Origin of the sequence: Rhizobium sp. BK650, from assembly GCF_014195325.1 — a bacterium.
In the GTDB taxonomy this organism is placed as follows: domain Bacteria; phylum Pseudomonadota; class Alphaproteobacteria; order Rhizobiales; family Rhizobiaceae; genus Rhizobium.
The window spans coordinates 358,820-378,158 of record NZ_JACIBK010000004.1 but is presented as its reverse complement, the minus strand read 5'-3'; the positions used below and the strand labels follow the sequence as shown (position 1 = coordinate 378,158).

Genomic DNA, 19,339 nt, shown 5'->3' with positions numbered 1-19,339 from the left:
TTTTCCACTATCCAAAGAATACATCGCCGGCCGCAATCGGCATCATCCTGCCTGTGCCCGTATCGAGCATCAACAGGCCATTATCATCTATTCCGGCGAAAAACCCGGAAATCGACCTGTCAGGCAAATTCACGGTTATCTTTTCGCCAATGCCGCAGGCAACCGCGCGCCAGCGCGCAGTGATCTCGCTGATACCTAGCCCTTCGTCCCAGATATTCAGCGCCTCGGTCATGGAGGCAAAAAGATGGGCAAAGAGTTCTTCGGGCGAAGCCGCACTTCCATGATTCCGCAGGCAGGTGACAGGATAGATAGGGTTCCCGGGCATAACGGATACATTGATGCCGATACCGATCACGACGGCATGGCGCCCATCCGCGAGCCGCTCTCCTTCAACGAGAATACCGCAGGTCTTCTTGCGTCCGATCAAGATATCGTTCGGCCACTTCACCTCTACCGGCTCAGAGCCGGGTGGCAGCACGCTGCGAACCGCCTGCTGAACCGCAACGGCGATCGCCAACGGCAGGGAGGCAAGGCGCTCCATCGGCGCCGGGTCAATGAGGAGAAGGGAAGCGTAGAGATTGCCGCGTTCGGAAACCCAGGGACGGCCCCGGCGGCCGCGGCCGCCGGTCTGTCGTTCGGCGGTCACCCAGAGGAGACCGCCATCCCCGGCCCGAGCCCGGACAAGGCACTCCGTGTTGGTCGATGACGTCTCCGACAAGGCCTCGTGCCTGACATCGCCGAGCGATATCCGGCGCCGCTTGTCGGAAGCCATCAGAAGAGCGTTGCCGCAGCGAGCTCGGCCGCGCCGCCGATCGGACCACCAATGAGAACATAGGCGGCGACGAAGAGGCCGGAGAGACCAAAGACAAGACGCAGCGAGCCGGAGACGCGGGCGAATTCGTCGGTCGCCTCATCAAACCACATCAGCTTGATGACACGCAGGTAATAGTAAGCGCCAACGACCGAAGCCAGAATACCGATAACGGCAAGCGCATAGAGCTTGGCTTCGATAGCGGCGACGAAGACGAAGTACTTCGCGAAGAAACCTGCGAGCGGCGGAATACCCGCAAGCGAGAACATCAGCGCGGTGAGGACAACAGCCATGAACGGGTTCGTCGTCGAGAGACCGGCGAGATCGCTGACATTTTCGACAACCGTGCCGTCCCGACGGCGCATCGACATGATGATCGCGAAGGAGCCGAGCGTCATGACCATGTAGATCGCCATGTAGAGCATGACGCCAGTGACGCCCGTCTGGTTGCCGGCCGCGAGACCGACCAGCGCGTAACCCATGTGACCGATCGAGGAATAGGCCATCAGTCGCTTGATATTCCTCTGGCCGATTGCCGCAAAGGAGCCGAGCAGCATGGAGGCGATCGAAATGAAGACGATAACCTGCTGCCAGTCGGTCAGCACCGGCTGGAAGGCGGTGATGACGATACGAGTCATCATCGCCATGGCGGCGACTTTCGGCGCACTTGCCAGGAAAGCGGTGACCGGGGTCGGAGCACCTTCGTAAACGTCTGGGGTCCACATATGGAACGGCACGGCCGAAATCTTGAAGGCGATGCCGGCGAGGATAAAGACGAGACCGAAGATCAGGCCGAGCGAACGCGTGCCTTCAACCGTGAGAGCCTGGGCGATTTCGGCGAAGTGCGTATGGCCGGTGAAACCGTAGACCAGCGACATGCCATAGAGAAGCATGCCCGAGGAAAGCGCGCCGAGCACGAAATATTTCAGGCCGGCTTCAGTCGACTTAAGGCTTTCGCGGTTGATCGCGGCGATGACATAGATTGCCAGAGACTGCAGCTCGAGGCCGAGGTAAAGCGCGATCAGGTCGTTTGCCGAGATCATCAGCATGATGCCGAGCGTGCAGAGCACGAGGAGAACCGGGAACTCGAACTTGTCGAGTTGGTTTTCCCTCGCTAGGCCCATCGACATGAGCAGCGCGATGAACGAACCGATCAACGCCAGCACCTTCATGAAGCGTGCAAAGCCGTCAGCGAGGTAGACGCCGCCATAGGCAAGGCCGTCGCCGGGAACGAAGATCAGCCAGAGGCCGGAGACGGCGATCACGATCATCGCCAGCGTGCTGACGAGCGGGCCGGACCGCTCGCCCGCGAAGACGCCGATCATGAGCAGGACGAGGGCACCGATCGCCAGGATGAGTTCCGGCGCGGACAGGTACAGGCTCAGGGAGATTGTTTCAGCGTTCATGTCCTAAAGTCCCGTCATTTCATCGACAGCGCAACATTCTGCGCTGCCTGCACTGCGGCCGAATAACTGTTGATCAGATGGTCTACTGAAGCTGCGGTCGCATCGAAGACCGGAGCCGGATAGACGCCGAAGAAGATGGTGAGCGCAATCATCGGGTAAAGGATGATCTGTTCACGCGGCGAAAGGTCGAGCAGAGCCTTCAGCTTTTCCTTCTCCAGCGCGCCAAAGATCACCCGGCGATAGAGCCAGAGCGCGTAGGCGGCCGAGAGGATGACACCGGTGGCGGCAAAGAGCGCAACCCAGGTATTGGCGCGGAAGACGCCGATCAGGGTCAGGAACTCGCCGATGAAGCCCGAAGTGCCCGGGAGGCCGACATTTGCCATGGTGAAGACCATGAAGGCGACGGCATATTTCGGCATATTGTTGACGAGGCCGCCATAAGCCGCGATCTCGCGGGTATGGGTACGATCATAGACGACGCCGACGCAGAGGAAGAGCGCGCCAGAGACGATCCCGTGCGACAGCATCTGGAAGATCGAACCCTGCAGGCCCTGCGCGTTGGCAGCGAAGATGCCCATCGTCACGTAGCCCATGTGAGCGACCGAGGAATATGCGATCAGCTTCTTGATGTCGTCCTGCATCATCGCGACCAGCGAGGTGTAGATGATGGCAATCACGGACATCGCGAAGACGAGCGGCGCGAAATAGTCCGATGCGACCGGGAACATGCCGATCGAGAAACGAATGAGGCCGTAGCCGCCGAGCTTCAGGAGCACGCCCGCCAGAATGACGGAGCCAGCCGTCGGCGCCTGGACGTGCGCATCCGGGAGCCAGGTATGGACCGGCCACATCGGCATCTTCACCGCGAATGAGGCGAAGAAGGCCAGCCACAGCCAAGTCTGCATCGCCGGCGGGAACTTATAGTTCAGAAGCTGTGCGATATCGGTCGTACCGGACTGCCAGTACATAGCCATGATCGCAAGCAGCATCAGCACCGAGCCGAGCAGCGTGTAGAGGAAGAACTTGTAGCTCGCGTAAACGCGGCTCGCACCGCCCCAGACGCCGATGATGAGGAACATCGGGATGAGGCCACCTTCGAAGAAGACGTAAAAGAGCACGATATCGAGCGAGACGAAGACGCCGACCATCATCACTTCGAGGATGAGGAAGGCAATCATGTATTCCTTCACGCGCTTCTCGATCGAGAGCCAGCTTGCCAGCACGCAGAAGGGCATGAGGAAGGTCGAAAGGATGATGAACAGCATGGAGATGCCGTCAACGCCGACACGGTATCCGATGCCGGTGCCGAGCCAGCTATGCTGTTCGATCATCTGGAAGCCCGGATTGGCATTGTCGAAACCGGTCCAGATGAAGAGCGACAGGATGAAGGTAAAGACCGTGGTAATCAAAGAGATCCACAGCACGTTCTTGCGGCCGTTCTCGGTTTCGCCGTTCATCAGCAGCAGAAGCACCACGCCGACGAGCGGCAGGAAGGTGACCGTTGAAAGAATGGGCCAATCGGTCATCAGAGGGAACTCCCGAGCATCATCCAGGTAACGAGCGCCGCAACGCCGATCAGCATCGCGAAAGCATAGTGATAGAGGTAGCCGGTCTGCAGGCGTACGACGCGATCGGTCACGTTGACCACGCGGGCAGCAACGCCGTTCGGACCGTAGGTATCGATGACGCCGACATCACCTTTCTTCCACAGAAACGTGCCAAGCGCCTTGGCAGTGCGGACGAAGAGGAAGTCGTAGAGTTCGTCGAAATACCACTTGTTGAGCAGGAACTGGTACAGGACACGATGCTGCTGGGCGAGCTTGCGCGGCGTCGAGGGGGAGCGGATGTACATGTACCAGGCGGTCACGAAGCCGAGCAACATGGCGATGAAGGGGCTGAGACCAACCCACGCCGGTACATGGTGGAATTGTTCCACCAGTTCGTTTTCGGCGCCGGTGAAGAGCGCGCCCTTCCAGAACTCGGAATATTCTTCGCCGTAGAAGCGGCCTTCGAAGAGCACGCCTGCAAAAACTGCGCCGATGGCGAGGAGGTACAGCGGCACCAGCATGACCTGCGGTGACTCGTGGACATGATGCATGACTTCATGCGAAGCGCGCGGCTTGCCGTAGAAGGTCATGAAGATCAGGCGCCAGGAATAGAAGCTGGTGAAGAGCGCGGCGATGACCAACAGCGTGAAGGCGAAGCCCGCAGCCGGCGAATGGGCTGCATAGGCGGCCTCGATGATGACGTCCTTCGAGAAGAAGCCGGCAAAGCCGACCGGGGTGAAGGGAATGCCGACACCGGTGATCGCCAGCGTGCCGATGATCATCATCCAGAACGTCCACTTGATGTGCGGACGCAGGCCGCCCATGTAGCGCATGTCCTGCTCACCATCGACGGCATGAATGACCGAGCCGGCGCAGAGGAAGAGCAGAGCCTTGAAGAAGGCATGCGTGAAGAGATGGAAGATTGCCGCGCCGTAAGCACCGACGCCGAGAGCAACGAACATGTAGCCGAGCTGCGAGCAGGTCGAGTAGGCGATGACGCGCTTGATGTCGTTCTGCACGAGGCCCACGGTTGCGGCGAAGAAAGCGGTGATCGCACCGATGATCGTCACGACGACGAGCGCATCCGGCGAGAGTTCGAAGATCGGCGACATGCGGGCAACGAGGAAGACGCCGGCGGTCACCATGGTTGCGGCATGGATGAGAGCCGAAACCGGCGTCGGGCCTTCCATGGCGTCCGGGAGCCAGGTATGCAGCAGGAACTGCGCCGACTTGCCCATCGCGCCCATGAAGAGCAGCAGGCAGGCGCCGGTCAGCGCGTGCGCCTTGTCGAGATGCATGCCGAAGAGGTTCAGGACCACCTCGCCAGCCTTGCCTCCGCCTTCAGCCGGAGCGAAGGTCGCAGCGTTGGCGAAGATCGTATCGAAGTTGATCGATCCGAACAACACGAAGACAGTGGCAATGCCAAGCACGAAGCCGAAGTCGCCGACGCGGTTGACGATGAAGGCCTTGATCGCAGCCGCCGATGCCGAGGGCTTCTTGAACCAGAAGCCGATCAGCAGGTACGAGGCCAGACCCACGCCTTCCCAGCCGAAGAACATCTGCGCGAGGTTGTCTGATGTCACCAGCATGAGCATGGCGAAGGTAAAGAGCGACAAATAGGCGAAGAAGCGCGGGCGGTGCGGATCGGTATGCATGTAACCGATCGAATAGATGTGCACCAGCGTCGAAACCGTGTTGACGACGATCAGCATGACCGAGGTCAGCGTATCGACACGCAGCGACCAGGACACGTCGATCCCGCCGGACTGGATCCAGCGCAAAACTTCAACCTTGATGGCGCCTTCGGGATGGCCAAGGGCAACCGTGAAGAAGACGACCCAGGAGAGGACGGCGGCGATGATCATCAGGCCGCTGGTGACATATTCCGACGCCTTGGCGCCGATTGCGCGGCCGAAGAGGCCGGCGATGATCGCACCGATCAGGGGAAGGAAGACGATAGCCTTATAGAGGAACATGAGCCGCTCAGCCCTTCATCATATTGACGTCTTCGACCGCGATCGAACCGCGGTTACGGTAGAAGACAACGAGAATTGCAAGACCGATCGCCGCTTCGGCAGCAGCAACAGTCAGAATGAACAGTGCGAATACCTGGCCGACGATATCGTTGAGGAACGAGGAGAAGGCGACCATGTTGATATTGACCGACAGCAGGATCAGTTCGACCGACATCAGGATGACGATGATGTTCTTCCGGTTCAGGAAGATCCCGAAGATGCCGATCGTGAAGAGGATGGCGCTGACCGTGAGATAATGGGAGAGTCCGATGACCATGTTCTTTGTTCCTTGACCTCTCGGTTCAGTTCACGCCCTGCCCCGGCTTGACCTTGACCACCTCGACGGCGGTCGCGGGCGTGCGGGCAACCTGGCGGGAAATATTCTGCCGCTTGATGTTGGTGCGATGCTTCAGCGTCAGCACGATCGCGCCGATCATAGCGACCAGCAGGACCAGACCGGCAATCTGGAAGAAGTAGACGTAATTCGTATAGAGGACGTCGCCGAGCGCGGCCGTATTCGTGCGTTCGGTGAGCGCCGGGATCGGCATGGCGACCGTCTTGGCAATCTCCGGCGAGATCACGCTGCCGCCGGCGACGACGATCAGTTCAGCTGCGAGGATGAGGCCGATCAGCGCGCCGATTGGCGCATATTCGAGAACGCCGGCGCGAAGCTCGGCAAAATCGATATCGAGCATCATCACCACAAAGAGGAAGAGAACCGCGACCGCGCCCACATAGACGACGAGCAGGATCATCGCCAGGAACTCAGCACCCAACAGCAGGAAGAGACCCGCCGCATTGAAGAACACCAGGATCAGGAACAGAACCGAGTGAACCGGGTTCTTCGCCCAGATGACCATGAACGCCGACGCTATCGCGACAAAGGCGAAAAGATAGAAAAATAGAGCCTGCAGACCCATGTTGGTGCCTTTTTCATCTTCCCCCGGGCAGCCGGGAGTTTCCCTGCCCGATAGGGCTTCACGCAGCTTTCGCCGGCAGAGCCCCGGTGCATGTTGACCGCGGCGGGCAAGAGCCCCTCTCCCGCGGCATTTCAATTTCAATCAACGATACGGTGCGTCCATCGCCATGTTGCGGGCGATTTCACGCTCCCACCGGTCGCCGTTGTCGAGCAGCCTCTGCTTGTCGAAATAGAGCTCTTCGCGGGTCTCGGTGGCGAATTCGAAATTCGGGCCTTCGACGATCGCATCGACCGGGCATGCCTCCTGGCAGAAGCCGCAATAGATGCACTTCACCATGTCGATGTCATAGCGCACGGTGCGGCGCGTGCCGTCATTGCGGCGCGGGCCGGCTTCGATGGTGATCGCCTGAGCAGGACAGATTGCTTCGCACAGCTTGCAGGCGATGCAGCGCTCTTCACCGTTCGGATAACGGCGCAGCGCGTGCTCGCCGCGAAAGCGCGGGCTGACCGGACCCTTTTCGAAGGGGTAATTGATCGTCGCCTTCTGCTTGAAGAAGTAGCGCATCGACAGGAAGAAGGCGCCGACGAATTCCTTGAGGAAAAGCGAGTTGATGGAGGCGGACAGGCTTCCCATCTTCAATCTCCAATTTTGCCGGAAACGAGGTTAGACATCAGCCTGCCCATCCCGTCAGTTTCAGCACGAATGCAACGATGACGACCATGGCGAGCGACAGAGGAAGGAAGACCTTCCAGCCGAGACGCATGAGTTGGTCGTAGCGGTAACGGGGCACGAAAGCCTTGACCATGGCGAACATGAAGAACACCAGGCACGCCTTCAGCATGAACCAGATGATGCCGGGCACCCAGTTGATGAGCCAGAAATCGACCGGAGGCAGCCAGCCACCGAGGAAGAGGATCGTCGTCAGCGAGCACATCAGCACGACGGCCGCATATTCGCCGAGCATGAACATCATGTACGGAGCCGAGCCGTATTCCACCATGAAGCCAGCGACGAGTTCGGATTCTGCTTCCGGGAGGTCGAATGGCGGGCGGTTCGTCTCGGCGAGCGCCGAGATGAAGAAGACGATGAACATCGGGAACAGCGCCAGCCAGTGCCAATCGAGGAACGAGTTCGGCAGGCCGATCATCGTGCCGAGGCCCGTGCGCTGGGCATTGACGATGTCAGTCAGGTTCAGCGAACCGACGCAGAGAAGAACGGTGACGATGACGAAGCCGATCGAGACTTCGTAGGACACCATCTGTGCGGCGGAGCGCAGCGCGCCAAGGAACGGATACTTCGAGTTCGAAGCCCAGCCGCCCATGATGATGCCGTAAACCTCGAGCGAAGAGATCGCGAAGATATAGAGAATGCCGACATTGATATTGGCAATCACCCATCCGTCGGCGAGCGGCACGACCGCCCAGGTCGACAGCGCCAGGAGCACGGTCACAAGCGGAGCGAGCAGGAAGATCGCCTTGTTGGCGCCGGCCGGAATGACCGGCTCCTTGAACACGAACTTCAGAAGGTCGGCGAAGGACTGGAACAGACCGAAGGGACCGACGACGTTCGGACCGCGGCGCAGCTGGACGGCAGCCCAGATCTTGCGGTCGGCAAGAAGAACGTAGGCGATGAAGACCAGCAGGCAAACAAGCAGCAGCAGGGACTGACCGATCATGATGATCGCCGGCCAGACATAGGTCGAGAAGAAAGAATCCATGAGTTCCTGCCCTTACTCTGCCGCGACTTTGAAATTGTTGCGGGCCAATGCCGAGCACTCGGCCATGACAGCCGAGGCACGCGCTATCGGGTTCGTCAAATAGAAGTCTTCGACCGGCGACGCAAACCCGGATTTGTTCATCTTACCGGCTTTTTTCGCCAGTGCGGCAATTTGGGCGCTGTCACCTTCGGCGATCTCGTCGATGGCCGCAAAATGCGGGAATGCTGCATAGAGCTTGGCGCGCAACTCGCCGAGCGAATCAAAGGGAAGCCTCTTGCCGAGCACGTCGGAAAGGGCACGGATGATCGCCCAGTCCTCGCGGGCGTCGCCCGGTGCGAAACCGGCGCGGTTGCCCATCTGGACGCGGCCTTCGGTATTGACCCAGGTGCCGGATTTTTCGGTGTAGGCAGCGGCCGGCAGGATGACATCGGCACCATGGGCGCCATTGTCGCCATGCGAGCCAATATAAACCGTAAACTTCGCGGCCTTAGCCGAGAAATTAAGCTCATCGGCGCCGAGCAGCAAGAGCACGTCCATCGCCTTCAGCATTTCAGCAGCGTTGACGCCTTTGGCGCCGGGGACGAAACCGAGATCGAGACCGCCGACGCGGGACGCTGCAGTGTGCAGCACGGCGAAACCGTTCCAGCCTTCGGCGATCGCGCCGACATTGACGGCAAGCTTGGCAGCCGTTGCGAGAACGCCTGCGCCATCGGTCCGGGTCAGAGCGCCCTGGCCGATGATGATCATCGGCTTGGAAGCCTTGGAGAGGACTTCGGCGAAGGCGTGGCCGCCATCGAGAATGTCCTTCAGCGTATCCGGGCCAGCGCCGAGGTAATCATACTTGTAGCGCATCTCGCCGCCCTCCCCGATCACGCCGATCGGGAAGCCGCCGCGGCGGTAACGCTTGCGGATGCGGGCGTTGAGGATTGCTGCTTCGAAGCGCGGGTTCGCGCCGATGATGAGCAGCGCGTCGGCCTGTTCGATGCCGGCGATAGTTGGGTTGAAGAGATAGCTTGCACGGCCGAGCGACGGATCGAGTGCCGCCCCATCCTGGCGACAGTCGAGATTCTCGGAACCCAACGACTTCACCAGTTCGGAGAGGGCATACATTTCTTCGACCGAAGCGAGGTCACCGGCGATCGCGCCGATCTTGTCGCCGGACGTGGCCGAAACGGCAGCCTTGATCGCGCCGAAGGCTTCGCTCCAGGTCGCAGGCTGCAGGCGGCCGTCCTTGCGCACGTAAGGCCGGTCGAGGCGCTGCGTCTTCAGGCCGTCCCAGACGTGGCGGGTCTTGTCGGAAATCCACTCTTCGTTCACAGCCTCATTGACACGCGGCAGAATGCGCATGACTTCGCGGCCACGCGTATCGACGCGGATCGCGGAGCCGACAGCGTCCATAACGTCGATCGATTCGGTCTTGTTCAGTTCCCACGGACGAGCCGTGAAGGCGAAGGGCTTAGAGGTCAGAGCACCAACCGGGCAGAGGTCAACGACGTTGCCCTGCAGCTCGGAGGTCATGGCCTGCTCGAGATAGGTGGTGATCTCCGCGTCTTCGCCGCGGCCGATCAGGCCGAGCTCTGAGATGCCGGCAACCTCAGTCGTGAAGCGAACGCAACGCGTGCAGTGAATGCAGCGGTTCATGACCGTCTTAACGAGCGGGCCGATATACTTGTCTTCGACGGCGCGCTTATCTTCCTGATAACGCGAGGTGTCGATGCCGAAGGCCATCGCCTGGTCCTGCAGGTCGCATTCGCCGCCCTGGTCGCAGATCGGGCAATCGAGCGGATGGTTGATCAGCAGGAATTCCATCACGCCTTCGCGGGCCTTCTTGACCATCGGCGTATTGGTGAAGACTTCCGGCAACTCGCCGTTCGGGCCGCCGCGGATATCGCGCACGCCCATGGCGCAGGAAGCCTGCGGCTTCGGCGGACCGCCCTTGACCTCGACGAGGCACATGCGGCAATTGCCGGCAACCGAAAGGCGCTCATGGAAGCAGAAGCGCGGAACTTCAGCACCGGCCTCTTCGCACGCCTGCAACAGCGTGAAATGATCCGGAACTTCGATCTCGTTGCCGTCAATCTTCAGTTTAGCCATCGTCAGTCAGTCCTGTTTCCCATTCGCCGGGTACCGGCAAACAAACCTCTTTTTGCAACATCCGTATTGCCAAGACGGTCATTTCATCCGTCCTGGCGCTGGTATTGCCCAAATTTTCCTTCGCCGGTTCCGAGACCCGGAACCGGCCAGCGGCTTGCAACCAGGAGCCCCTGCCCCACCGATCGATCCGCCACCCTCCGGCCATCATATGCGGCCGGACATTATTTCTTCCTGCGGCCCCGCATCGCCAGCACCTTGGCCTGGCCAACCCAGTCATCGCGAAGGATACGGCCATCGACACCAAGCTCGGCATCCAGTCTCGCAACGTCCTGATCGCTCCACGCCGCGATATCGGCGAAGGTACGGATGCCCTTTCCGTTCAGCACCTGCTCCAACTTCGGACCAATGCCGGCGATCAGCTTGAGATCGTCAGCCTTCCTGGACCTTGCTGCCGGCCTGGCTTTGGCAGCAGCCGCAGGCTTGGTGCTCTTCTCGGCCGGAGGCTTGGTGGAAACGACCGTCAGCTTCGGTTTTGCCGCCCTGCGAACCGGCTTCGCCTTCTCCACTGGCTGCCGGATGTTGTCCGGATGGATATCCAGCTCCGGCGTCTCTTCCTCCGGCGGCGTTTCGTCGAGTGCTGCAGCTGCCATGTTCGCCGTTTCGAGCGCGCCCTGCAGCGCGCCGAAGAAGGCGCCGGCCATCTGAGTGGAGAGGCCGAATCCGATCGCGGTCGCCGCGGCAAATGCTGCAGCCGGATGGGCCATCAGCGGATGAATGGGCATGGCCCGCGTATTTTCCAGCATGCCGGCAGCAAGGCGGCCGAAATCAGCCGCGAAATCGGCTGCCCCTTCCCTCACCTTGCTCTCGGGTGTGCTGGTCGTCATGCGCTTACTCCGCCGCCTCCAGAACCGCGCCGTGATCGAGGGCATTGGCTGTGTACTGGTCGATGCGGGCCTCAATTTCCGGGCGGAAGTTACGGATCAGACCCTGGACCGGCCATGCGGCGGCGTCGCCGAGAGCACAGATGGTGTGGCCTTCGATCTGCTTGGTGACCTGGAACAGCATGTCGATTTCGCGCTTCTGCGCGTTGCCGCGCGCCATACGCTCCATCACGCGCCACATCCAACCCGTGCCTTCGCGGCACGGCGTGCACTGGCCGCAGCTCTCATGCTTGAAGAAGGCGGAGATACGGGCAATCGCCTTGATGACGTCGGTGGACTTGTCCATGACGATCGAAGCGGCCGTGCCGAAGGAAGAACCGACAGCGCGCAGGCCGTCGAAATCCATCGGGCAATCCATAATGTCCTTGGCCGGAACGATCGGGCAGGATGCGCCGCCCGGAATGACGGCAAGCAGGTTGTCCCAGCCGCCACGGATGCCGCCGGCGTGCTTGTCGACCAGCTCGCGGAAGGTGATGCCCATTGTTTCTTCCACCGTGCACGGACGGTTGACGTGGCCCGACAGCATGAAGAGTTTGGTGCCGACATTGTTCGGACGTCCGAAGGACGAGAACCAGCCGGCGCCACGGCGCAGGATGGTCGGGGCAACGGCGATCGATTCAACGTTGTTGACCGTCGTCGGGCAGCCGTAGAGACCCATATTGGCCGGGAACGGCGGCTTCAGGCGCGGCTGGCCCTTCTTGCCTTCGAGGCTTTCGAGCAGCGCGGTTTCTTCACCGCAGATGTAAGCGCCGGCGCCGTGATGGACGAAGATATCCATGTCCCAGCCGAGTTTGTTGTTCTTGCCGAGAAGACCCGCGTCATAGCATTCGTCGATTGCGGCCTGCAGGGCTTCGCGCTCGCGGATATATTCGCCGCGCACGTAGATGTAGGCAGCATTGGCGCCCATGGCGAAGCTTGCAACCACGCAGCCTTCGATCAGCGTATGCGGATCGTTGCGCATGATGTCGCGGTCCTTGCAGGTGCCGGGCTCCGATTCGTCGGCATTGACGACGAGGTAATGCGGGCGGCCATCGCTCTGCTTAGGCATGAAGGACCACTTGAGGCCCGTCGGGAAGCCTGCGCCGCCGCGGCCACGAAGGCCGGAAGCCTTCATTTCTTCGATGATCCAGTCGCGGCCCTTTTCCAGAATCAGCTTGGTGCCGTCCCAGTGGCCGCGGCTCATCGCGCCCTTCAGGGACTTGTCCTTGAGGCCGTAGATATTGGTAAAGATGCGGTCTTTATCTTGCAGCATGTCTCACCCTCTTACCGCGGCTTCTTGCCGAAGACCTTGATATATTCCGCTTCGCCGCCCTTGGCGAGCGCCTTGGCCTGCTTGACCCAGTCGTCGCGCTCGATGCGGCCGCGGAAATTCAAGAAATTATCGACCCATTCGCGTTCGGCCTTCTTCCAGCCCGCGATCTGCGCGAAGGTGAAGATGCCGATTTCATGCAGCGTCGCCTCGATCTTCGGACCGACGCCGGAGATCATCTTGAGATCATCGGGAGCAGCGGGCCTTTCGATACCGGCCGGGCGATTCTTATCAGTCAGCGATGGCTTTACAGCGGCCCCGGCGGCAGCCTTCGGAGCCGGCTCGGAAGCGGCAGTGCCCGACAGCGGCTGAACTTCGGCGGCCTTTGCGTTCTTGGCCGACGCCTTGGGAGACGTTGCCGGCGTCTTCAGCGACGCGTTGGTTTCGGCATCGGTGCTCTTCGGACGAGCAGCCTCGGAGGGCGGGACCGGCGCGCCGTCTGCCGGTGCGGTCGTTGGGGCCTTGTCAACCCAGGTGCGGGTAACGGCAACGTCATCGAGAAGCGTCGTCGGGCCACCTTCGGGCGAGGACAGGTGACGGTCTATCTGCGGACCGACCTTGACGCCCGCGCCGTTGCCGGCTGCAAACGCATCGATGATTTCTTCCAGGCGTTCCGGCGTCAGGTCCTCATAGGTATCCTTGCCGATCATCACCATCGGTGCGTTGACGCAGGCCCCGAGACATTCGACCTCTTCCCAAGAGAGCGTGCCTTCCGCATTGCGCTCGAACGGGTGCTGATGGATCTTGCTGCGGCAGACGCCCATCAGCTTTTCCGAGCCGCGCAGCATGCAAGGCGTCGTGCCGCAGACCTGCACATGAGCGCGGGTGCCGACCGGATGGAGCTGAAATTGAGTGTAGAAGGTCGCGACTTCGAGAACGCGGATATAGGCCATGTCCAGCATGTCGGCGATCTTTTCGATCGCTGCGCGGGTGACCCAACCATCCTGCTCCTGGGCACGCATCAACAGCGGAATGACCGCGGACTGCTGACGGCCTGCGGGATATTTCTGAATCGTCTTTTCCGCCCAGACCGCGTTTTCATCGCTGAAAGCGAATGCGGCCGGCTGGAATTGATCTTCGGCTAATCGACGAACGGACATTCTTCCTCACGCCTTGTCAGTTTAGCGTTCCACACCGCGAAGCAGTCAAAGACTGCATTTCACAGGCATAGGCCGACTGGTCTTTTTGCATAAACACTACGAACTTGCCGCCATTCGGCACGGCGGCCTTGATTTGATAGCCCTTGGACAAAAGCTCGCCCATGGACGACTGCTCTGCCGGCGACTGCGCCTCTTCATGGCCCAGCGGCGTGCCGAGCTTTCCGGCATCCTGCGCAAAGGCAACGGAGGCCGAAAGAAGAAATGCAGCTGCGAGCGGCAGAGCCTGCATTAGCGGTCCACCTCACCGAACACGATGTCGAGCGAGCCCAGAACCGCCGCGACGTCGGCCAGCTGGTGGCCCCGGCACATGAAGTCCATCGCCTGCAGATGCGCATAACCCGGCGCGCGGATCTTGCAGCGGTAAGGCTTGTTGGTGCCGTCGGAGACGAGATAGACGCCGAATTCGCCCTTCGGCGCCTCGACGGCAGCATAAACTTCACCCGCCGGAACGTGATAGCCTTCTGTGTAGAGCTTGAAGTGATGGATCAAGGCTTCCATCGAGCGCTTCATCTCGCCACGCTTCGGCGGAACGACCTTACCGTCGATCGAAGAGAACGGACCAGTCTTCGCATCGCTGAGCAGGCGGTTCACGCACTGCTTCATGATCTTCACCGACTCGCGCATCTCGATCATGCGGATCAGGTAACGATCGTAGTTGTCGCCGTTCTTGCCGACCGGAATGTCAAATTCGAGATCCGAATAGCATTCGTAGGGCTGCGCACGACGCAAATCCCAGGCAGCGCCCGAACCGCGCACCATGACGCCCGAGAAGCCCCAGGCCCAGCAATCCTCCAGCGAGACGACGCCGATATCGACGTTGCGCTGTTTGAAGATGCGGTTGCCGGTGAGAAGGTCGTCGATATCGTCGAGCTTGCCCGGGAATTCGTCGCACCACTTGCCGATATCCTGCACGAGCTGTTCCGGCAGGTCCTGGTGAACGCCGCCCGGACGGAAGTAAGCGGCATGCATGCGGGAGCCACTGGCGCGCTCATAGAACACCATCAGCTTTTCGCGCTCTTCGAAGCCCCAGAGCGGCGGCGTCAGCGCACCGACGTCCATGGCCTGCGTGGTGACGTTCAGCAGATGCGACAGGATGCGGCCGATTTCCGAATAGAGAACGCGGATGAGCTGGCCGCGGATCGGGATCTCGATGTCAAGCAGCTTTTCAACGGCCAGCGCATAGGCATGCTCCTGGTTCATCGGCGCCACGTAATCGAGGCGATCGAAATAGGGAACGGCCTGCAGGTAGGTTTTGGTTTCGATCAGCTTTTCAGTACCGCGGTGCAACAGGCCGATATGCGGATCGACGCGCTCCACGATTTCGCCATCAAGCTCCAGCACAAGACGCAGAACGCCGTGCGCTGCAGGATGCTGCGGCCCGAAATTGATGTTGAAGTTACGGACGTTATGTTCGGTCATGGCGATGGGCTCGCTTTTTCGGGTAGTCAGTGAACGGCGGACGAAAGCCCGCCACACGCCTCAAACTTACTGCTTCGCCTTTTCGTCGCCCGGCAGCACGTATTCCGTGCCTTCCCAGGGGGACAAGAAATCGAAATTGCGGAATTCCTGCTTCAGCTCGACGGGTTCGTAAACGACGCGCTTTGCAGCATCGTCGTAACGAACCTCGACGAAACCGGTCGTCGGAAAATCCTTGCGCAGCGGGTGACCTTCGAAACCGTAGTCGGTGAGGATGCGGCGCAGGTCCGGATGGCCGGTGAAGAGCACGCCATACATGTCCCAGGTCTCGCGCTCGAACCAGTCGGCGCCCGGATAGACGGCACAAGCGGACGGAACCGGCGTATCCTCGTCGGTCGCCACCTTCACGCGGATGCGCAGGTTCTTCTTCGGCGACAGGAGGTGATAGACGACATCGAAGCGCAATTCGCGCTGCGGCCAGTCGACGCCGCAAATATCCGTCAGGTTGACGAAGCCGCACTTGGCGTCGTCACGCAGGAAGGTCAGCAGCGGAATCAGATTGTCGCCGGTCGTCGTCAGCGTCAGCTCGCCATATTTGAGCTGCGAGGCGGCAATCAAATTGCCGCGCGCTTCCGAAACGTAGGACGAAAGCTCAGTGAGGGCTTCGCTCATAATTTTCTGTCCTTGCCCTTAGCGTTCGATCGTGCCGGTGCGGCGGATCTTCTTCTGCAGCAAAAGCACGCCATAAAGCAGCGCCTCTGCCGTGGGGGGACAGCCCGGCACGTAGATGTCGATCGGCACGACGCGGTCGCAGCCACGAACGACCGAATAGGAATAGTGATAGTAGCCGCCGCCGTTGGCGCAGGAGCCCATCGAGATGACGTAGCGCGGCTCCGGCATCTGGTCGTAGACCTTACGGAGCGCAGGCGCCATCTTGTTGGTCAGCGTGCCGGCGACGATCATGACGTCCGACTGGCGCGGCGAAGCGCGCGGCGCAAAGCCAAAACGCTCGACGTCGTAACGCGGCATGGAAAGCTGCATCATTTCGACGGCGCAGCAGGCAAGACCGAAGGTCATCCACATCAGCGAGCCGGTACGGGCCCAATTGATGAGTTCATCGGTCGAGGTGACGAGAAAACCCTTGTCGGCGAGCTCGTTGTTGATCTCGCCGAAGAACGCGTCGTTGCTGCCGATCGGTTTGCCGGTCGAAGGATCGATGATCCCTTTCGGCTGCGGCGCTACGAGCGTCTGGTTGCCAGCGGGGACTACTCCCATTCCAGGGCTCCCTTCTTCCATTCATAGATAAAGCCGATGGTCAGCACGAAGAGGAAAACCATCATGGACCAGAAGCCGAACCAGCCGATAGCACCGAAGGAAACGGCCCAGGGGAAGAGGAAGGCGACTTCCAGATCGAAGATGATGAAGAGAATCGACACGAGGTAGTAGCGGATGTCGAACTTCATGCGGGCGTCGTCGAATGCGTTGAAGCCGCATTCGTAAGCCGAAAGCTTTTCCGAATCGGGCGCCTTGAAGGCAACGGCAAACGGCGCAATGAGAAGCGCCAGGCCGATGACGAGCGCGATGCCGATGAAAATAGCGATCGGAATATAGGAACTGAGCAGTTCAGTCATCATGTTCATCCCTGCTTGCGGGCGGCGCCAGGCGGCGCTCCTGGGCAAATGCCCGGCAAGCGAACGTGCGTTGCAACAAGCCGTGGTTAGCGCAGCCGGAGCCCGGGCGCAAGACTTTTACAGAGCTATTCGAACTGTGTCAGACGGACATTATCAAGCAGATGCAACGATGTCGCGACAATTCCGCAAATGCCGCGGAAAGCCGCATGGCTGACCCTCAGAAACTGCATGGCTTTTTGGAAATAAATGGCGCGAGTGACGGGGCTCGAACCCGCGACCTCCGGCGTGACAGGCCGGCACTCTAACCGACTGAGCTACACCCGCGCATCGGACCTTTCGGACCATGAGGATACCACCAAACCGGATTGACAGCGACGTTTTGCCGCCTACTTTGAAATGGCGCGAGTGACGGGGCTCGAACCCGCGACCTCCGGCGTGACAGGCCGGCACTCTAACCGACTGAGCTACACCCGCATTCTTTCAAACAATCCGGTGCCTGAGCACCCTCTCCGAACGGGCTGGCCGTTTGGATGAGCGGCTAACTAAGGGGTTCGCCTTTTAGTGTCAAGCAGGTTTGGAGACAAAACCATGACAGTCCTGAAATTGTTTCAGAAGACCCTCCCAATCCTCCGGCAGATCAGCGACTCTGCTTTGTGTGCGGCGCTGCGATCCGTTGCGTCAGGTTTTCCACAAGCAGAGCGACGGATGCCTGAGAAGCTCCTCTCCGCGGAGCCTCATAGCAGGAGCTCGAATCGCATACACGCTTCTCAGAAGCCGAAGCTTCTAGCCGCAAGCTCAGGCCTTGCCGGCATACTGCTCCTCACTAACCTGCTCAAGCCAATCCGCGACACTGCCATTCAGCGCTTCCTGGATGGCGATATGGCTCATCGCGGCTTCGGGACTTGCACCGTGCCAGTGCTTCTCGCCCGGTGAGAACCAGACGACATCACCTGTGCGAATTTCCCTGATTTCCCCGCCCCATGTCTGAGCAAGACCTTTGCCTGAGGTAACGATCAGCGTCTGCCCAAGGGGATGCGTATGCCAGGCGGTCCGCGCGCCGGGTTCGAAAGTCACCTGAGCGGCCCGCACGCGCGCCGGTCCCGGCGCCTCGACAAGTGGATCCAGGTGAACGGCGCCGGTGAAATAATCGGCCTGGCCTTTCGTGGAGGGGCGCGAGCCTGCGGTCTTGATATCCATGATTTTCCTGTTCCTCCATCGTCTGCGGTTGAAGCCGTCCCGGACAAGAATATTTGATCGCGGCAGGCGATCCAAGCGGCATCGGCGATTGCCGCTCCAGTTCACGCCTGCTACTGCGAAGGCCTTTCATCACGAACGGAGGATTTTCCATGAGACATCATGCTTTCGGCCGCCTGCCCTTCACCGTCACCGATGTCGGCTTCGGCGCCTGGCAGATCGGCGGCTCCTGGGGCGATGTCAGCGACGCGGACGGCCGCGCAGCGCTGAATGCAGCACTCGACGCCGGCATGACTTTCATCGATACCGCCGACGTCTATGGCGATGGCCGCTCGGAAAAGATCATTGCCGACGTGCTGAAGGCTCGCGGTGGCCGGCGCCCGATGGTCGCGACGAAAGCCGGCCGCCGACTCAACCCGCATGTCGCCGACGGCTACAACAAGGCCAACCTGGAAGGCTTCATCGACCGGAGCCTGAAAAACCTGCAGGTGGACAGTCTCGATCTCGTGCAGCTTCACTGCCCTCCGACGGAGGTGCTCTACCGCCCCGAGGTCTTCGCAGGTCTCGACGAGCTGCAGAAGGCTGGCAAAATCAAGGGCTACGGCGTCAGTGTCGAGAAGATCGAAGAGGGGCTGAAGGCAATCGAATATCCCGGCGTCGCCAGCATCCAGATCATCTACAACATCTTTCGTCAGCGCCCCGATCATCTGTTCTTCAGCGCGGCCCGCCGCAAGAATGTGGCAATCATCGCGCGCGTGCCGCTTGCCAGCGGGCTGCTCTCCGGCAAGATCACCCGCGACACGAAGTTCGCGAGCGACGACCACCGCAACTTCAATCGCAATGGCGAAGCCTTCGATGTTGGCGAAACCTTCGCAGGCGTGCCCTTCGAAGTCGGCCTGCAGGCAGTCGAGGAAGTGCGCAAGCTCGTTCCGGCCGGTGCCAGCATGGCCGCCTTTGCGCTGCGCTGGATTCTGATGGCCGATGCGGTCACCGTCGTCATTCCCGGCGCGCGCAATGCCGAGCAGGCCAAGGCGAACGCTGCTGCCGCCGATCTGGCGCCGCTGTCGGCTGATGTCATGGCAGCGACGCGGGAGATTTACGGGCGGCTGATCGCTCCGCATGTACATCAGCGCTGGTAGGCTCCGCAGACCATCAAGCCCGGCCTGCAAGTTGCTGGC

Annotated in this window: 19 protein-coding genes and 2 tRNA genes; 1 reads left to right on the top strand and 20 read right to left on the bottom strand. The window is 60.5% G+C overall.

What is annotated here, in order from left to right:
• Window positions 1-7 precede the first annotated feature (7 nt).
• The 20 genes from FHX15_RS13655 to FHX15_RS13560 all read right to left on the bottom strand — a co-directional run bounded on the left by FHX15_RS13655 (window position 8) and on the right by FHX15_RS13560 (window position 18,164).
• Window positions 8-772 carry a biotin--[acetyl-CoA-carboxylase] ligase gene (locus FHX15_RS13655; RefSeq protein ID WP_184397833.1) on the bottom strand — a complete coding sequence of 255 codons (765 nt, stop codon included), beginning with the start codon at window positions 770-772 and terminating at the stop codon, window positions 8-10.
• The gene (gene nuoN / locus FHX15_RS13650; protein WP_184397832.1) at window positions 772-2,217 is read right to left on the bottom strand and encodes an NADH-quinone oxidoreductase subunit NuoN; all 1,446 of its coding nucleotides are present in this window, start codon (window positions 2,215-2,217) and stop codon (window positions 772-774) included. Before nuoN ends, FHX15_RS13655 begins: the two co-directional genes overlap by 1 nt.
• Before the next feature lie 14 nt (window positions 2,218-2,231).
• Complete coding sequence (locus FHX15_RS13645; protein ID WP_184397831.1) at window positions 2,232-3,743, bottom strand: NADH-quinone oxidoreductase subunit M; 1,512 nt, start codon at window positions 3,741-3,743, stop codon at window positions 2,232-2,234.
• Window positions 3,743-5,740 (bottom strand): NADH-quinone oxidoreductase subunit L, encoded by a 1,998-nt coding sequence (nuoL, locus tag FHX15_RS13640; protein WP_184397830.1) that lies wholly within the window; start codon window positions 5,738-5,740, stop codon window positions 3,743-3,745. The genes FHX15_RS13645 and nuoL overlap by 1 nt, the downstream gene beginning before the upstream one ends.
• A 7-nt stretch (window positions 5,741-5,747) precedes the next feature.
• Window positions 5,748-6,056: an NADH-quinone oxidoreductase subunit NuoK gene (gene nuoK, locus FHX15_RS13635; protein WP_007823900.1), complete on the bottom strand. Its 309-nt coding sequence runs from the start codon at window positions 6,054-6,056 to the stop codon at window positions 5,748-5,750.
• Window positions 6,057-6,081: 25 nt separating this feature from the next.
• Window positions 6,082-6,699: an NADH-quinone oxidoreductase subunit J gene (locus tag FHX15_RS13630; RefSeq protein WP_184397829.1), complete on the bottom strand. Its 618-nt coding sequence runs from the start codon at window positions 6,697-6,699 to the stop codon at window positions 6,082-6,084.
• 141 nt (window positions 6,700-6,840) lie between these two features.
• The gene (gene nuoI / locus FHX15_RS13625; RefSeq protein WP_183743874.1) at window positions 6,841-7,332 is read right to left on the bottom strand and encodes an NADH-quinone oxidoreductase subunit NuoI; all 492 of its coding nucleotides are present in this window, start codon (window positions 7,330-7,332) and stop codon (window positions 6,841-6,843) included.
• 37 nt (window positions 7,333-7,369) lie between these two features.
• On the bottom strand, window positions 7,370-8,416 hold the full coding sequence (gene nuoH / locus FHX15_RS13620; protein ID WP_184397828.1) for an NADH-quinone oxidoreductase subunit NuoH: 1,047 nt from the start codon (window positions 8,414-8,416) through the stop codon (window positions 7,370-7,372).
• A gap of 12 nt (window positions 8,417-8,428) precedes the next feature.
• On the bottom strand, window positions 8,429-10,510 hold the full coding sequence (gene nuoG, locus FHX15_RS13615) for an NADH-quinone oxidoreductase subunit NuoG (RefSeq protein WP_184397827.1): 2,082 nt from the start codon (window positions 10,508-10,510) through the stop codon (window positions 8,429-8,431).
• A 221-nt stretch (window positions 10,511-10,731) separates the two neighbouring features.
• A complete protein-coding gene (locus FHX15_RS13610; RefSeq protein WP_184397826.1) occupies window positions 10,732-11,394 on the bottom strand; it encodes a 5' DNA nuclease in 663 nt (220 codons plus the stop codon).
• 4 nt (window positions 11,395-11,398) lie between these two features.
• On the bottom strand, window positions 11,399-12,703 hold the full coding sequence (gene nuoF / locus FHX15_RS13605) for an NADH-quinone oxidoreductase subunit NuoF (RefSeq protein WP_184397825.1): 1,305 nt from the start codon (window positions 12,701-12,703) through the stop codon (window positions 11,399-11,401).
• 11 nt (window positions 12,704-12,714) lie between these two features.
• Window positions 12,715-13,860, bottom strand: coding sequence for an NADH-quinone oxidoreductase subunit E (locus tag FHX15_RS13600; RefSeq protein ID WP_184397824.1), 1,146 nt, complete (start codon window positions 13,858-13,860; stop codon window positions 12,715-12,717).
• Between the two features lie 16 nt (window positions 13,861-13,876).
• Window positions 13,877-14,149 (bottom strand): hypothetical protein, encoded by a 273-nt coding sequence (locus tag FHX15_RS13595; RefSeq protein WP_184397823.1) that lies wholly within the window; start codon window positions 14,147-14,149, stop codon window positions 13,877-13,879.
• Window positions 14,149-15,339 (bottom strand): NADH-quinone oxidoreductase subunit D, encoded by a 1,191-nt coding sequence (locus FHX15_RS13590; protein ID WP_184397822.1) that lies wholly within the window; start codon window positions 15,337-15,339, stop codon window positions 14,149-14,151. The genes FHX15_RS13595 and FHX15_RS13590 overlap by 1 nt, the downstream gene beginning before the upstream one ends.
• A 66-nt stretch (window positions 15,340-15,405) precedes the next feature.
• Window positions 15,406-16,008, bottom strand: a complete 603-nt coding sequence (locus tag FHX15_RS13585; protein ID WP_184397821.1) for an NADH-quinone oxidoreductase subunit C — start codon at window positions 16,006-16,008, stop codon at window positions 15,406-15,408.
• 18 nt (window positions 16,009-16,026) lie between these two features.
• A complete protein-coding gene (locus FHX15_RS13580; RefSeq protein WP_112566273.1) occupies window positions 16,027-16,611 on the bottom strand; it encodes a NuoB/complex I 20 kDa subunit family protein in 585 nt (194 codons plus the stop codon).
• A complete protein-coding gene (locus FHX15_RS13575; RefSeq protein WP_184397927.1) occupies window positions 16,602-16,967 on the bottom strand; it encodes an NADH-quinone oxidoreductase subunit A in 366 nt (121 codons plus the stop codon). Before FHX15_RS13575 ends, FHX15_RS13580 begins: the two co-directional genes overlap by 10 nt.
• A gap of 247 nt (window positions 16,968-17,214) precedes the next feature.
• Window positions 17,215-17,291, bottom strand: a tRNA-Asp gene (locus FHX15_RS13570).
• A gap of 73 nt (window positions 17,292-17,364) precedes the next feature.
• Window positions 17,365-17,441 (bottom strand) — tRNA-Asp (locus tag FHX15_RS13565).
• Window positions 17,442-17,762: 321 nt separating this feature from the next.
• Complete coding sequence (locus FHX15_RS13560; protein ID WP_184397820.1) at window positions 17,763-18,164, bottom strand: cupin domain-containing protein; 402 nt, start codon at window positions 18,162-18,164, stop codon at window positions 17,763-17,765.
• A 149-nt stretch (window positions 18,165-18,313) separates the two neighbouring features.
• Here FHX15_RS13560 and FHX15_RS13555 point away from each other — a divergent pair, with 149 nt between their 5' ends.
• The gene (locus FHX15_RS13555) at window positions 18,314-19,300 is read left to right on the top strand and encodes an aldo/keto reductase (RefSeq protein WP_184397819.1); all 987 of its coding nucleotides are present in this window, start codon (window positions 18,314-18,316) and stop codon (window positions 19,298-19,300) included.
• The last annotated feature ends 39 nt before the right edge of the window (window positions 19,301-19,339 follow it).